7 protein-coding genes are annotated in these 13341 nt (G+C 71.8%); 1 reads left to right on the top strand and 6 read right to left on the bottom strand.

Annotation, left to right across the window (positions count from 1 at the left end; translation table 11 throughout):
• Nucleotides 1-14: 14 nt before the first annotated feature.
• The 5 genes from glgB to IE242_RS01095 all read right to left on the bottom strand — a co-directional run bounded on the left by glgB (nucleotide 15) and on the right by IE242_RS01095 (nucleotide 9771).
• The gene (gene glgB / locus IE242_RS01115; RefSeq protein ID WP_189854340.1) at nucleotides 15-2891 is read right to left on the bottom strand and encodes a 1,4-alpha-glucan branching enzyme; all 2877 of its coding nucleotides are present in this window, start codon (nucleotides 2889-2891) and stop codon (nucleotides 15-17) included.
• A 50-nt stretch (nucleotides 2892-2941) separates the two neighbouring features.
• Nucleotides 2942-4429 (bottom strand): maltokinase N-terminal cap-like domain-containing protein, encoded by a 1488-nt coding sequence (locus IE242_RS01110; protein WP_189854338.1) that lies wholly within the window; start codon nucleotides 4427-4429, stop codon nucleotides 2942-2944.
• Between the two features lie 138 nt (nucleotides 4430-4567).
• Complete coding sequence (gene treS, locus IE242_RS01105) at nucleotides 4568-6268, bottom strand: maltose alpha-D-glucosyltransferase (RefSeq protein WP_189854336.1); 1701 nt, start codon at nucleotides 6266-6268, stop codon at nucleotides 4568-4570.
• Complete coding sequence (locus tag IE242_RS01100) at nucleotides 6265-8355, bottom strand: alpha-1,4-glucan--maltose-1-phosphate maltosyltransferase (RefSeq protein WP_189854334.1); 2091 nt, start codon at nucleotides 8353-8355, stop codon at nucleotides 6265-6267. Before IE242_RS01100 ends, treS begins: the two co-directional genes overlap by 4 nt.
• Before the next feature lie 213 nt (nucleotides 8356-8568).
• Nucleotides 8569-9771 (bottom strand): S8 family peptidase, encoded by a 1203-nt coding sequence (locus tag IE242_RS01095; RefSeq protein WP_189854332.1) that lies wholly within the window; start codon nucleotides 9769-9771, stop codon nucleotides 8569-8571.
• Nucleotides 9772-10113: 342 nt separating this feature from the next.
• Here IE242_RS01095 and IE242_RS01090 point away from each other — a divergent pair, with 342 nt between their 5' ends.
• Nucleotides 10114-12732, top strand: coding sequence for a glycosyltransferase family 1 protein (locus IE242_RS01090; RefSeq protein WP_189854330.1), 2619 nt, complete (start codon nucleotides 10114-10116; stop codon nucleotides 12730-12732).
• Between the two features lie 55 nt (nucleotides 12733-12787).
• Here IE242_RS01090 and IE242_RS01085 read toward each other — a convergent pair whose 3' ends face one another.
• Entirely contained in the window at nucleotides 12788-13336 is a 549-nt protein-coding gene (locus tag IE242_RS01085; protein ID WP_189854328.1) for a DUF1990 domain-containing protein, read from the bottom strand.
• Between the last annotated feature and the right edge of the window lie 5 nt (nucleotides 13337-13341).

Below are 13341 nucleotides of genomic sequence, written 5' to 3'. Positions count from 1 at the left end.
CCCCTACGCCGCCGCTACGCCGGCCGCAGCCAGACCGTCGCCAGCGGCGGCAGTGTCAGCCGGATACTGGCCGGACGCCCGTGCCACGGCTGGGCCTCCGGCTTGATCGGGTGCGGGGTGCGGACGTCGCTGCCGCCGTAGTCCGCCGCGTCCGTGTCGAGGACCTCCTGCCAGGCGGGGACGTCGTCCGGGACACCGAGGCGGTACTCGTGCCGGACGACCGGGGAGAAGTTCGAGACCGCCAGCAGCGGTGAGCCGTCGGAGCCGAAGCGCAGGAACGCGAGCACGTTGTCCTCCGCCGCGTCCCCCACCACCCAGGAGAACCCGGAGGGTTCGGTGTCGAGCTCCCAGAGCGCCGGGGTGTCGCGGTACAGGGTGTTGAGGTCGCGCACCAGGTCACGGACGCCGCGGTGGTCGGGTTCCGCCCCGTACGCGGGATCCAGCAGCCACCAGTCGGGGCCGTGGCCCTCCGACCACTCGGCGCCCTGCGCGAACTCCTGGCCCATGAACAGGAGCTGCTTGCCGGGGTGGGCCCACATGAAGCCGAGGTAGGCCCGGTGGTTGGCGCGCTGCTGCCACCAGTCGCCGGGCATCTTCGACACCAGCGAGCGCTTGCCGTGGACGACCTCGTCGTGGGAGATGGGCAGAACGTAGTTCTCGCTGTAGGCGTACACCATCGAGAAGGTCATCTCGTTGTGGTGGTACTTGCGGTGGACCGGGTCCTTGCTCATGTAGGTGAGCGAGTCGTGCATCCAGCCCATGTTCCACTTCAGCCCGAAGCCCAGCCCCCCGAAGCCGCCCGGGCCGATGTGGTGCGTGGCCCGCGTGACGCCGTCCCAGGCCGTGGACTCCTCGGCGATGGTGACCACGCCCGGCACCCGGCGGTACAGCGTGGCGTTCATCTCCTGCAGGAACGCCACCGCGTCCAGGTTCTCCCGGCCGCCGTGCTCGTTCGGCGTCCACTGGCCGTCCTCACGGCTGTAGTCCAGGTACAGCATCGAGGCGACGGCGTCGACCCGCAGCCCGTCGATGTGGAACTCCTCGCACCAGTACACGGCATTGGCCACCAGGAAGTTCCGCACCTCCCGCCGCCCGTAGTCGAACTCCAGCGTTCCCCAGTCGGGGTGCGCGGCCCGCAGTGGGTCCTCGTGCTCGTACAGCGGACGGCCGTCGAACTCCGCCAGCGCCCAGTCGTCCTTGGGGAAGTGCGCGGGCACCCAGTCCATGATCACGCCGATGCCGGCCCGGTGCAGGGCGTCGATGAGGTACTTGAAGTCGTCCGGGGTGCCGAGCCGGGCGGTGGGCGCGTAGAAGCCGGTGACCTGGTAGCCCCAGGAGCCGCCGAAGGGGTGCTCGGCGACCGGCATCAGCTCCACATGGGTGAAGCCGAGGTCCTTGACGTACGCGGGGAGCTGCTCGGCGAGCTGACGGTACGTCAGGCCCGGACGCCAGGACGGCAGGTGCACCTCGTACACCGAGAACGGTGCCTCGTGGGCCGGCCGGTCCGCCCGGTGCGCCAGCCACTCCGCGTCACCCCACTCGTGGCGCGAGGCGTGCACGACGGAGGACGTGTTCGGCGGGGCCTCGGTACGGCGGGCCATCGGGTCGGCCCGCAGGGTCGTCGTACCGTCCGGCCGGACGATCTCGAACTTGTACAGCTCGCCCTCGTCTATCGACGGCACGAACAGCTCCCACACGCCCGACGAACCGAGCGAACGCATGGGGAAGCCGGTTCCGTCCCAGAAGTTGAAGGTGCCGGCCAGCCGCACACCGCGCGCGTTCGGCGCCCATACGGTGAAGGCGGTGCCGGTCACGCCCTGGTGCACCATCGGCCGGGCACCGAGCGCCTCCCACAGCCGCTCGTGCCGCCCCTCACCGATGAGGTGCAGGTCGAACTCCCCGATGGCCGGCAGGAAGCGGTACGCGTCCTCGGTGTCCTGCACCGTCCCCTCGTACGCGATCAGCAGCCGGTACGACTCCGGCACCGCCGTGAGCGGCAGCACGGCCGAGAAGAATCCGTCGCCGTCGTCGTGCAGCTCGGCCCGCAGCTCGTCCGTGACGACGGTGACCCCGAGGGCGTACGGGCGGAAGGCCCGGAACACCACGCCGCCCGGCGCGGGGTGCGCGCCCAGCACGGAGTGCGGGTCGTGGTGCGTGCCGTGGAGCAGCCGCTCCCGGTCGCCCCCGTCGACGGCGGGGGAGAACGGGGTGCGCGGCTCGGGAACGCGGGGGGCCGCCGGCCCGGGGGCCTCGCCGGACCCGGCCCGGGGACCGGGGATCGGCGCGACGGGAGCGGCGACGGGGCCGCCCTGTCCCGGGACCGTGGGGGGCTCGGCGCCCGTAGAGCCGTGCTCCGCGACCGCGGTCCCGGGCACCGCGGGCTCCACCGAGCCCACCGTGTCGGCCGCCACCTCGCCGGCGGCCACCTTCTTCGCAGCGGTCTTCTTCGGCGCCGCCTTCTTCGCGGTGGCCTTCTTGGCGACGGCCTTCTTCGCCGCGGTCTTCTTCATGACGGCCTTCTTCGCCGCGGTCTTCTCGGCGGCGGTCTCCGTGGTGCCGACGGCCCGCGCCGCACCCGTGGTCTCCTCCACGGCCGCAGCGGCGGCGGCCTTCGTGGCGGCTGTCTTCCTGGGAGCCGTTTTCCTGGCCGCCTTCTCCGGCGCGTCGGCGGTCTTCTTCGCCCCCGCCTTCTTCGCTGTGGCCTTCTTCGCCCCCGTCTTCTTCGCCCCCGTCTTCTTCGCGGTGGCCTTCTTGGCGACGGCCTTCTCGGCGACCGTCTTCCCGGCAGCGGCCGCCGCCGCGGCCGTGCCCTCGGCCGTCTGGTGCTCGTGCTCGTTCGTGGTGGCGCCCTTCTGCTGCGTGCTGTCGTCGGACGGGGGGCGGGGGGTCACAGGTACGGCCTCCTCGGCAGGGCAAGGACGGTGCGGTGGGCAGGGGATGGTCAGACGGGGTCCTCGTCGGCGGCCAGCCGGCGTATCGCCGCCATCGGTACGGGGAGCCAGTCGGGGCGGTGCCGTGCCTCGTACACGACCTCGTACACCGCCTTGTCCGTCTCGCAGGCGCGCAGCAGCACGGGATCCGTCCGCGGATCGCGCCCGGAGACCTCCGCGTATCCGGTGCAGTAGGCGGCCCGGCAGCCGGTCGCCCAGTCCGCGGCCGTCGCGGTGGAATCGTCATCGGCACGCAAGGGGACCACCGGCCGGGGCACCGAGTGGGCCGCGTAGTCGAAGGAGCGCAGCATGCCCGCGACGTCCCGGGCGATCGGCTGCGGCATCCGGCGCTCGGCGAGCGGCTTCGACGGCTCGCCCTCGAAGTCTATGAGCGACCAGGCGCCGCCCGGTGCGCGCAGGCACTGGCCCAGGTGCAGATCGCCGTGCACGCGCTGGGCCGTCCAGGTGCGCCCCTCCGCCGCCAGGTCGGCCAGCGCCTCGAACGCCGTGCGCAGCGCCGGAGCGTACAACTGCAGCGCCGGCACCGCCTGGGCGGCGAGCTCCAGCCGCTCCGTCATGCCGTCCACCATCAGCTGCACCTGGGTGGGCCCGAGGGTGACCGTGGGGAGGACCCGTGCCAGCGCCGTGTGCACCTCGGCCGTGGCCCGCCCGAGCGCGCGCGCCTCCGCGGTGAAGTCCTGGCCCTTGGCCAGCTCCCGCAGGGCCAGCTCCCAGCCGTCGGCCGCACCCTTGAGATACGGCTGCAGGACGCCCAGGACGTACGACTCGCGGTCCGGTCCGAGGTCCGCCAGCAGCCAGCCCGCGGGTGCCGGAACCCTGGGGCAGCCCTCGCGGGCCAGCGCCAGCGGCAGCTCCAGATCCGGGTTGGTGCCGGACACGATCCGCCGCAGCAGTTTGAGGATGAACGTATCCCCGTACACGATCGAGGAGTTGGACTGTTCCGCGGTCACCCTGCGCGGGACCGGTCCGGAGGGGATGTCCTGGCGCATGTCGCGTTCGAAGCGCAGCTCGCCGATGTGGGCCCGGGTGCGCAGCGCCTCGAGGAGCACCTCGGCCGGCCGGATGTCGTACAGCGCCTCGTACACGGTCCGTCCGGCCAGCGGGCCCTTGTCCAGGTGCCCGATCAGCGCGGGCGCGAGCCGGGGCGGCAGGGCCTCGCGCACCCCGATCAGCAGCTGGTAGCAGTCACCGGGGTGCGGTAAGGCACCCTGGGTCGGCAGGACCGGCTGGTGGGCCCGCACCAGCAGATGGAGCAGTCCCAGCTTGGAGCGCACGGGGAGCAGTTCGGTCGCCGAGACCAGCGTGAACCCGGTCACCGGGCGGCCCTTGCCGGCGAACCAGCGCTGCCGCGGCAGCCACTCGCGCAACAGCGGATCCAGCGACGCGAGCAGACCGGGACCGGCGGTACTCGCGGCGGCCTTGGCACCCGGGCCGGCCGTCGCTGAGGGGTGCACGGAGTGGGTGGCGGCTTCCGACATGGCGTCGTGTCCTTTCCCCGGTGACCCGGAAGACCAGAAGACCAGGGGAGTCGGGGTGTTACTGATGCGTGCCCCGGGCGGGACGGGCAAAACCGCCCCGCCCGGGAACCGTGCGGTGTCTACGCGGTGTCCTGGTGCCTACGCGGTGTCCTTGCGCAGCCGGAACCAGTAGAAGCCGTGGCCCGCGAGGGTGAGCAGGTACGGCAGTTCGCCGATGGCGGGGAAGCGGACCCCGCCGATGAGCTCGACGGGGTGGCGGCCGTCGAAGGCGCGCAGGTCGAGTTCGGTGGGCTGGGCGAAGCGGGAGAAGTTGTTCACGCAGAGCACCAGGTCGTCCTTGTACTCGCGCAGGAACGCCAGGACCGCCGGGTTGGACGAGGCGAGCTCGGTGTAGGAGCCGAGGCCGAAGGCGGGGTTCTGCTTGCGGATCTCGATCATGCGGCGGGTCCAGTGCAGCAGGGACGAGGGGCTGCTCATGGACGCTTCGACGTTGGTGACCTGGTAGCCGTAGACCGGGTCCATGATCGTGGGCAGGTAGAGCCGTCCCGGGTCGCAGGAGGAGAAGCCGGCGTTGCGGTCCGGGGTCCACTGCATGGGGGTGCGCACGGCGTCGCGGTCGCCGAGCCAGATGTTGTCGCCCATGCCGATCTCGTCGCCGTAGTACAGGATCGGGGAGCCGGGCAGGGACAGCAGCAGCGCGGTGAACAGCTCGATCTGGTTGCGGTCGTTGTCCAGCAGCGGGGCGAGGCGGCGGCGGATGCCGATGTTGGCGCGCATGCGCGGGTCCTTGGCGTACTCCGCGTACATGTAGTCGCGCTCTTCGTCGGTGACCATTTCGAGCGTGAGCTCGTCGTGGTTGCGCAGGAAGATGCCCCACTGGCAGTTGGAGGGGATGGCGGGGGTCTTGGCGAGGATCTCGGAGACGGGGTAGCGGGACTCGCGGCGCACGGCCATGAAGATGCGGGGCATGACCGGGAAGTGGAAGGCCATGTGGCACTCGTCGCCGCCGGAGCGGAAGTCGCCGAAGTAGTCGACCACGTCCTCGGGCCACTGGTTGGCCTCGGCCAGCAGCACCGTGTCCGGGTAGTGGGCGTCGATCTCCTTGCGGACGCGCTTGAGGAACTCATGCGTTGCCGGAAGGTTTTCGCAGTTCGTTCCCTCCTCCTGGTAGAGGTACGGCACGGCGTCCAGCCGGAAGCCGTCGATGCCCAGGTCAAGCCAGAAGCGCAGGGCGGAGATCATCTCTTCCTGCACGGCCGGGTTCTCGTAGTTGAGGTCCGGCTGGTGGGCGAAGAAGCGGTGCCAGAAGTACTGCTTGCGGACCGGGTCGAAGGTCCAGTTGGACACCTCGGTGTCGACGAAGATGATCCGGGCGTCCTGGTACTGCTTGTCGTCGTCGGCCCAGACGTAGTAGTCGCCGTAGGGGCCGTCCGGGTCCTTGCGGGACTCCTGGAACCACGGGTGCTGGTCGCTGGTGTGGTTCATGACGAAGTCGATGATCACGCGCATGCCCCGCTGGTGGGCGGCGTCGACGAACTCCACGAAGTCGGCCAGGTCGCCGAACTCCGGCAGGACCGCGGTGTAGTCGGAGACGTCGTAGCCGCCGTCGCGCAGCGGGGACTTGAAGAAGGGCGGGAGCCACAGGCAGTCCACGCCCAGCCACTGCAGATAGTCCAGTTTGGCGGTCAGGCCCTTCAGGTCGCCGACACCGTCGCCGTTGCTGTCCTGGAAGGTGCGCACCAGCACCTCGTAGAAGACGGCGCGTTTGAACCACTCCGGGTCACGGTCCTGGGCCGGGGTGTCTTCGAACTTGTCCGAGACGGGCTCGTTGACGATCATTTTGCGGGTGACCCTCCGATCTGCGGGTTGGACGGTCGCAGGACGGTCAGTACGTGCGCGGGGGCGCGGCCCGGCTCGAGGCGCACGTAGTTGTTCCTGCCCCAGTGGTAGGTCTCGCCGGTGAGCTCGTCGCGCACCGGCACGGACTCGTGCCAGTCCAGGCCGAGTTGCGGCATGTCCAACGAGACGGTTGCCTCCTGGGTGTGGTGGGGGTCGAGGTTGGCGACCACCACGACCGTGTTCGAACCCGCACGCTTGGAGTAGACGATCACCGCGTCCTGGTCGGCGTGGTGAAAGTGCAGGTCCCGCAACTGCCGCAGCGCCGGACTGCTCCGGCGGATCTCGTTCAGCCTGCGCAGCAACGGTGCGATGCTGCGGCCCTCGCGTTCGGCGGTGTCCCAGTCGCGGGGGCGGAGCTGGTACTTCTCGCTGTTGAGGTACTCCTCGCTGCCGGGTTTGGCCGGGGTGTTCTCGCACAGTTCGTAGCCGGAGTACACGCCCCAGGCGGGGGAGAGGGTGGCGGCGAGGACGGCGCGGACCTCGAAGGCGGGCCGGCCGCCGTGCTGGAGGTAGGCGTGCAGGATGTCGGGGGTGTTGACGAAGAAGTTGGGCCGCATGTAGGCGGCGGCCCGGCCGGTCAGCTCGGTGAGGTACTCGGTCAGCTCCTGCTTGGTGTTGCGCCAGGTGAAGTAGGTGTAGGACTGCTGGAAGCCGACGGCGGCCAGGGTGTGCATCATGGCCGGGCGGGTGAACGCCTCGGCCAGGAAGAGCACGTCCGGGTCGGTGGCGTTGATGTCGCCCAGCACCCGCTCCCAGAACACCACCGGCTTGGTGTGCGGGTTGTCCACCCTGAAGATCCGCACGCCGTGCGCCATCCAGTGCCGCAGGATCCGCAGCGTCTCCGCGACCAGCCCGTCGAAGTCGGCGTCGAAGGCGAGCGGATAGATGTCCTGGTACTTCTTGGGCGGGTTCTCGGCGTAGGCGATGGAGCCGTCCGGGCGGTGGTGGAACCACTCGGGGTGCTTCTCCACCCAGGGATGGTCCGGGGAGCACTGCAGCGCGAAGTCCAGGGCCACCTCCAGGCCCAGCTCGCCCGCCCGGTGCACGAAGTGGTCGAAGTCCTCCAGGGTGCCCAGCTGGGGGTGGATCGCGTCGTGGCCGCCCTCGGCGGAGCCGATGGCCCAGGGCACGCCGACGTCGTCGGGGCCGGCGGCCAGGGTGTTGTTCGGGCCCTTGCGCCAGGTGTGGCCGATGGGTTGGACGGGGGGCAGGTAGACCACGTCGAAGCCCATCGCCGCGATGGCGTCCAGCCGGCGGGCGGCGGTGCGGAAGGTGCCGTGGGGCCGGTCGGGGGTGCCCTCGGAGCGCGGGAAGAACTCGTACCAGGCGCCGTACAGGGCGCGTTCCCGCTCCACCCGCAGCGCCAGCTCGGGCGAGGCGGTGACCAGCTCGCGCAGCGGGTACCGCGCCAGCACCGCGTCCACCTCCGGCGTCAACGCCGCGGCGAGCCGGGCGGCCACCGGGCGTCCGGCGTCCCGCAGCGCGGCCACCGCGGCGCGCAGGACCTTCCGCTCGGGCCCGCGCTTCGGCACGCCCTCGGCGGCCCGCTCGTGCAGCAGCGCGCCCTCCTCCAGGACGAGTTCCGTGTCGATCCCCGCGGGGATCTTGATCCGCGCATGGTGCCGCCAGGTGGTGACCGGGTCGCCCCAGGCCTCCACCCGGTACGTCCACCGGCCCTCGGCCGGCAGGGAGACGGTGGCGCCCCAGCGGTCGGTGCCGGGCGCGAGTTCCCGCATCGGCGTCCACGGACCCGTACGCCCCTCGGGGTCCGTCAGCACGACGTTCGCGGCGACCGCGTCGTGCCCTTCCCGGAACACCGTCGCGGAGATCTCGAACTCCTCGCCCACCACCGCTTTCGCCGGACGGCGCCCGTGATGGACCGCCGGCCGGACGTCGAGGACGGGTATCCGGCCGATCAGGGGGAGGTCCGGCGCCGCGGCGGGCGGGCCGGCACTCGCCCGGGGCACACGCGGCCCCGGGGTGGTGCTGGTCGTCGGAGGTGCTGACGAGTGGTGCGTGGCGGGCATGACCGCTCCTGTCCGCGTCAACGTCGTAGGCGGATGAGGGTGGGGGGGAGGTGGGGCCTGGGGGGCGTACCGGAGGAGCCTTCCCACCTTACGCGGGTGGGCATTCCGGCACTTTGTTAACTACTCGCGCGTATGTCTACACATAAGACCGGCCTCGTCCGTGCGGACGAGACCGGTTTCGCCTACCCCGTTATGTGCGGAAATCTCCTGGTGTTACGGCCTGTTCACCTGAAGCAGCCGATCCGGCGATCCGAGGCCGCGCCCCGTTACCTTTTCGGCGACGGCGGCGTTCGCGAGGCCCTCGCTCACCTCGTCCGGGCCGTCGCCCGGGTGGTCGGCGAGATAGAGCGCGGCGGCGCCCGTGACGTGCGGCGTCGCCATCGACGTACCGTCGTGGGTGGCCTTGGCGGTATCACTTGTGTTCCACGCGGACGTGATCGACACACCCGGCGCGAACACATCGAGGGACGGGCCCCAGTTGGAGAAGGACGCGCGCCGGTCGCGGCGGTCGGTGGCGCCGACCGTGATCGCCTCCTTGACACGGGCGGGGGAGTAGAGACCGGCCGCGAGGTTGTCGTTTCCGGCCGCCACCGCGTAGGTGACGCCGGACGCGATCGAGGTGCGCACGGCCGCGTCGAGCTGCTCGTTGGCGAAGCCGCCGAGGCTGAGATTGGCCACCGCGGGCTTGTGCGCGTTCTTCGTCACCCAGTCGATGCCGGCGATGACCTGGGCGGTGGTGCCCGAGCCGGCGTCGTCGAGCACGCGGACGGCGACGACCCGCGCCTTCTTGGCGACGCCGTACGTGGTGCCCGCGACGATGCCCGCGACGTGGGTGCCGTGCCCGTTGCCGTCCTGGGCGACCGCGTCGTTCTCGACGAAGTCCCAGCCGCTGCTCGCCCGGCCGCCGAAGTCCTGGTGGCTGGTCCGTACGCCGGTGTCGATGACGTACGCGGTGACGCCCTCGCCCTCCGGCTCCGGCGCGGTGTAGCTCTCGTCGAGGGGCAGGTCCGGCTGGTCGATCCGGTCCAGGCCCCACGACGGCGGCTTCTTCTGGGTGTCGTCGTACGCCACCCGGGTGTCCTGTACGACGGACGCGACGCGCGGGTCCGCCGCGAGCTTCCGGGCCTGCCGCTCGCCGGTACGGACGGAGTAGCCGTTCAGGACCGAGCTGTAGATGTGGCCTATTTTCGCTCCGTATGTCTCGGCGACGCCCTGGCCGGCCGCCGAACGGGCCGTCGTCCCGCCCTTGAGCGTCACTATGTAGCTCCCGCTCACGGAACCGGGTTCGCCGGCGCCGAGTATGCGCCCCTGGGGCGCGGCGTACGCCGGGAGAGTGATGGCCGAAAGCGCCGCGGCCGTGACGAGCGCCGTCAGGCCCCCCGCCCAGCGCGGACGCCGGTTTCCGGTCTTGGTCATGTGGTGAGTTCCCCTCCTCAACTCGGCGTACTTCGGCCGCCGTTGGGTGGACACGGGCGAAAAAGGCCGGTACGCCACTGCGCAGCCTCTCGTGCGCTGTGAGGGCCCACAAGGCCGGGCGGCGGGGCGGAATCGGTCATATCGCAGGTGAAAGCCGTGTGAAGGTTGCGGCGACATCAGGACGAAATGCGCGCCGGAAAGCTGGCCGACCCGGAGTGCGGGGTACGCATGCGCCGTGTTGTGGAGGCACCCTCGCCGCTACGGTCGGGGGTGACGACGAAGGGGCGCACAGCGGTGTGGGTCCCTCGGCCGCGCACGTCCTCCATGAAGGTGGAAGCTTAAGTGAAGGCGATTCGCAGGTTCACCGTACGACCCGTCCTCCCCGCAGCCCTTCACCCGCTCAGCGAACTGGCACGCAATCTGCGCTGGTCCTGGCACGCGGAGACCCGTGATCTCTTCCAGTCCGTGGACCCCGAGCGCTGGGCCGCGTCCGGCGGCGACCCGGTCCGGCTCCTGGGCAGCGTTCCGGCCGACCGCCTCGAGGAACTCGCCGGGGACCGGCGTTTCCTGCGGCGCCTGGCCGCCGCGACCGACGACCTGCGCGACTACATGCGCGGGGACCGCTGGTACCAGGCGCAGTCCGGCGGTCTCCCGGCCGCCGTCGCGTACTTCTCGCCCGAGTTCGGCATCACCGCGGCCCTGCCCCAGTACTCCGGCGGTCTCGGCATCCTCGCCGGCGACCATCTGAAGGCGGCCAGCGACCTCGGCGTCCCGCTCATCGGCGTCGGCCTGCTCTACCGGCACGGCTACTTCCGCCAGTCGCTGTCGCGGGACGGCTGGCAGCAGGAGCACTACCCGGTCCTGGACCCCAACGAGCTGCCGCTGGTGCCGCTGCGGGAGACCGACGGCTCGACCGCACAGGTCTCCCTCGCCCTTCCCGGCGGGCGCAGTCTGCGGGCCCGGATCTGGCAGGCCCAGGTCGGCCGCGTACCGCTGCTGCTGCTCGACTCGGACGTGGAGGAGAACGACCTCGGCGAGCGGGGCGTCACCGACCGGCTGTACGGCGGCGGCAGCGAGCACCGGCTCCTGCAGGAGATGCTGCTCGGCATAGGAGGGGTGCGGGCGGTCCGGACGTACTGCCGGCTCACCGGCCACCCGGACCCCGAGGTCTTCCACACCAACGAGGGCCACGCCGGCTTCCTCGGCCTGGAGCGCATCGCCGAGCTGCACGACCAGGGGCTGGACTTCGACGCGGGCCTGGAGGCGGTGCGGGCGGGCACGGTCTTCACCACCCACACGCCCGTCCCCGCCGGCATCGACCGCTTCGACCGCGAACTGGTCGCCCGCCACTTCGGTCCCGACGGGGAGCTGCCCCGCATCGACGTGGAGCGGATCCTCCGGCTCGGCATGGAGACCTACCCCGGCGGCGAGCCGAACCTGTTCAACATGGCCGTGATGGGCCTGAGGCTCGGCCAGCGGGCGAACGGTGTGTCGCTGCTGCACGGCCAGGTCAGCCGGGAGATGTTCGCGGGCCTGTGGCCGGGCTTCGACGCCGACGAGGTCCCGATCACCTCCGTCACCAACGGCGTCCACGCCCCCACCTGGGTGGCCCCCGAGGTGTTCCGGCTGGGCGCGCGGCAGATCGGCGCGCAGCGCACCGAGGACGCGCTGACCGTCGGCGGCTCGGACCGCTGGGACTCCGTCGCCGACATCCCCGACCAGGAGATCTGGGAGCTGCGGCGGTCCCTGCGCGAACAGCTCGTGGACGAGGTGCGGCGGCGGCTGTACGCGTCGTGGCGGCAGCGCGGCGCGGGCACGGCCGAGCTCGGCTGGATCGACGGCGTGCTCGACCCGGACGTGCTGACCATCGGCTTCGCCCGCCGCGTCCCGTCGTACAAGCGCCTCACCCTGATGCTCCGCGACCGGGACCGGCTGATGGAGCTGCTGCTCCACCCCGAGCGGCCGGTGCAGATCGTGGTGGCGGGCAAGGCCCACCCGGCGGACGACGGCGGCAAGCGGCTGGTGCAGGAGCTGGTCCGGTTCGCCGACGACCCGCGCGTACGCCACCGGCTCGTCTTCCTGCCCGACTACGGCATGGCGATGGCCCAGAAGCTCTACCCGGGCTGCGACGTCTGGCTGAACAACCCGCTCCGGCCGCTGGAGGCGTGCGGGACCAGCGGGATGAAGGCGGCCCTCAACGGCTGTCTGAACCTGTCCGTCCTCGACGGCTGGTGGGACGAGTGGTTCCGGCCCGACTTCGGCTGGGCGATCCCCACGGCGGACGGCCAGGCCACCGACGAGGACCGCCGCGACGACCTGGAGGCCTCCGCCCTCTACGACCTGCTGGAGAAGCGGGTGGCGCCCCGCTTCTACGAGCGCGGCCAAGGCGGCCTGCCCGACCGCTGGATCGAGATGGTCCGCCAGACGCTCACCCACCTCGGCCCCAAGGTGCTGGCCGGCCGGATGGTCCGCGAGTACGTGGAGCGCCTGTACGCGCCCGCGGCCCGCTCCCACCGCGCGCTGACCCCGGACGCGGCCCGGGACCTGGCCGAGTGGAAGGCCCGGGTACGCGGCGCCTGGCACGACGTCACGGTCGACCACGTGGAGACGTCGGCGGTGACCACCACGGCCGAGCTGGGCACCACGCTGTCGCTGCGGGTGCTGGTGGGGCTCGGCGGGCTGGCCCCCGACGACGTCGAGGTGCAGGCCGTGTCGGGCCGGGTGGACGCGGAGGACCGCATCGCGGACGCGGAGTGCGTGCCGCTGAAGCCGACCGGCGGCCCGGACGTCGAGGGCCGGTGGGTGTACGAGGGCCCGCTGTCCCTGGACCGCACCGGCCCGTTCGGCTACACGGTCCGCGTGCTGCCGGCCCACCCGCTGCTGGCGTCGGCCGCGGAGCTCGGGCTGCTGGCCGTGCCGTCGGAGGAGACCGGAGAGGGAGCGGGCGTGCTGATGCGCTGATCCGTCGAGGTGGCGGCGCGGGCGCTACCGCCCGGCGGTGCGCCCCGTCACCTCCTCATCCGTCGGACGTCGCGCACAGCCTGCGCAGGACCGCCCCGCATCTGCGTGCGTACGCGTGCTGCAGTCCCCGGGTCGCCGCGCCGCCCGCGCGTGCGTACCACTTGGCCGCGCGGCTGAACGCCGTCACCGTCAGCCAGACCGTGCCGTCCCCCGTGCGGTCGACCACGAAGGCATCCTCGCCGCACTCCGGGTGGCCCGGGAGGGTGCCGTAGGCCCAGCCCCGGCGGCGGGGCTCGTCCACCGTCCACACCACGCGGCAGGGCGCCTTGATGACGCCTGCGAGGGTGACCGTGACATCGACTCCGGGCTTGGCCTCGGGGGCGCTTGCCTCGATGCCCACGCCGACCGCCCGGTGCAGCTCCCAGGTCATGACCGCCTGGGCCGCGCGCTCGAAGACCTCCGTGCCCTCCCCGATGCGGGTGCGCACGTGGAGGGGGTGGAAACCGGGCGGGCAGCCGCCGGTCCGGGTCGCGCCCACAGGGGCGTAGGTGAAGGGGCCGTCTGCGAGGGGGCCGTGCGACGAGCGGCCGTCCGTGGGGGGCATGAGGC

The sequence above is a fragment of the Streptomyces poonensis genome, from assembly GCF_014650915.1.
Taxonomy (GTDB): domain Bacteria; phylum Actinomycetota; class Actinomycetes; order Streptomycetales; family Streptomycetaceae; genus Streptomyces; species Streptomyces poonensis.
Note: the sequence above shows the minus strand (reverse complement) of the source record. Positions and strands in the feature narration are given on the sequence as shown.

What these genes read in the sequence shown, in the direction of transcription:
- IE242_RS01110 (WP_189854338.1), bottom strand. Translation starts at nt 4,429, where the DNA reads ATGTCGGAAGCCGCCACCCACTCCGTGCACCCCTCAGCGACGGCCGGC.
- treS (WP_189854336.1), bottom strand. Translation starts at nt 6,268, where the DNA reads ATGATCGTCAACGAGCCCGTCTCGGACAAGTTCGAAGACACCCCGGCC.
- IE242_RS01100 (WP_189854334.1), bottom strand. Translation starts at nt 8,355, where the DNA reads ATGCCCGCCACGCACCACTCGTCAGCACCTCCGACGACCAGCACCACC.
- IE242_RS01095 (WP_189854332.1), bottom strand. Translation starts at nt 9,771, where the DNA reads ATGACCAAGACCGGAAACCGGCGTCCGCGCTGGGCGGGGGGCCTGACG.
- IE242_RS01085 (WP_189854328.1), bottom strand. Translation starts at nt 13,336, where the DNA reads ATGCCCCCCACGGACGGCCGCTCGTCGCACGGCCCCCTCGCAGACGGC.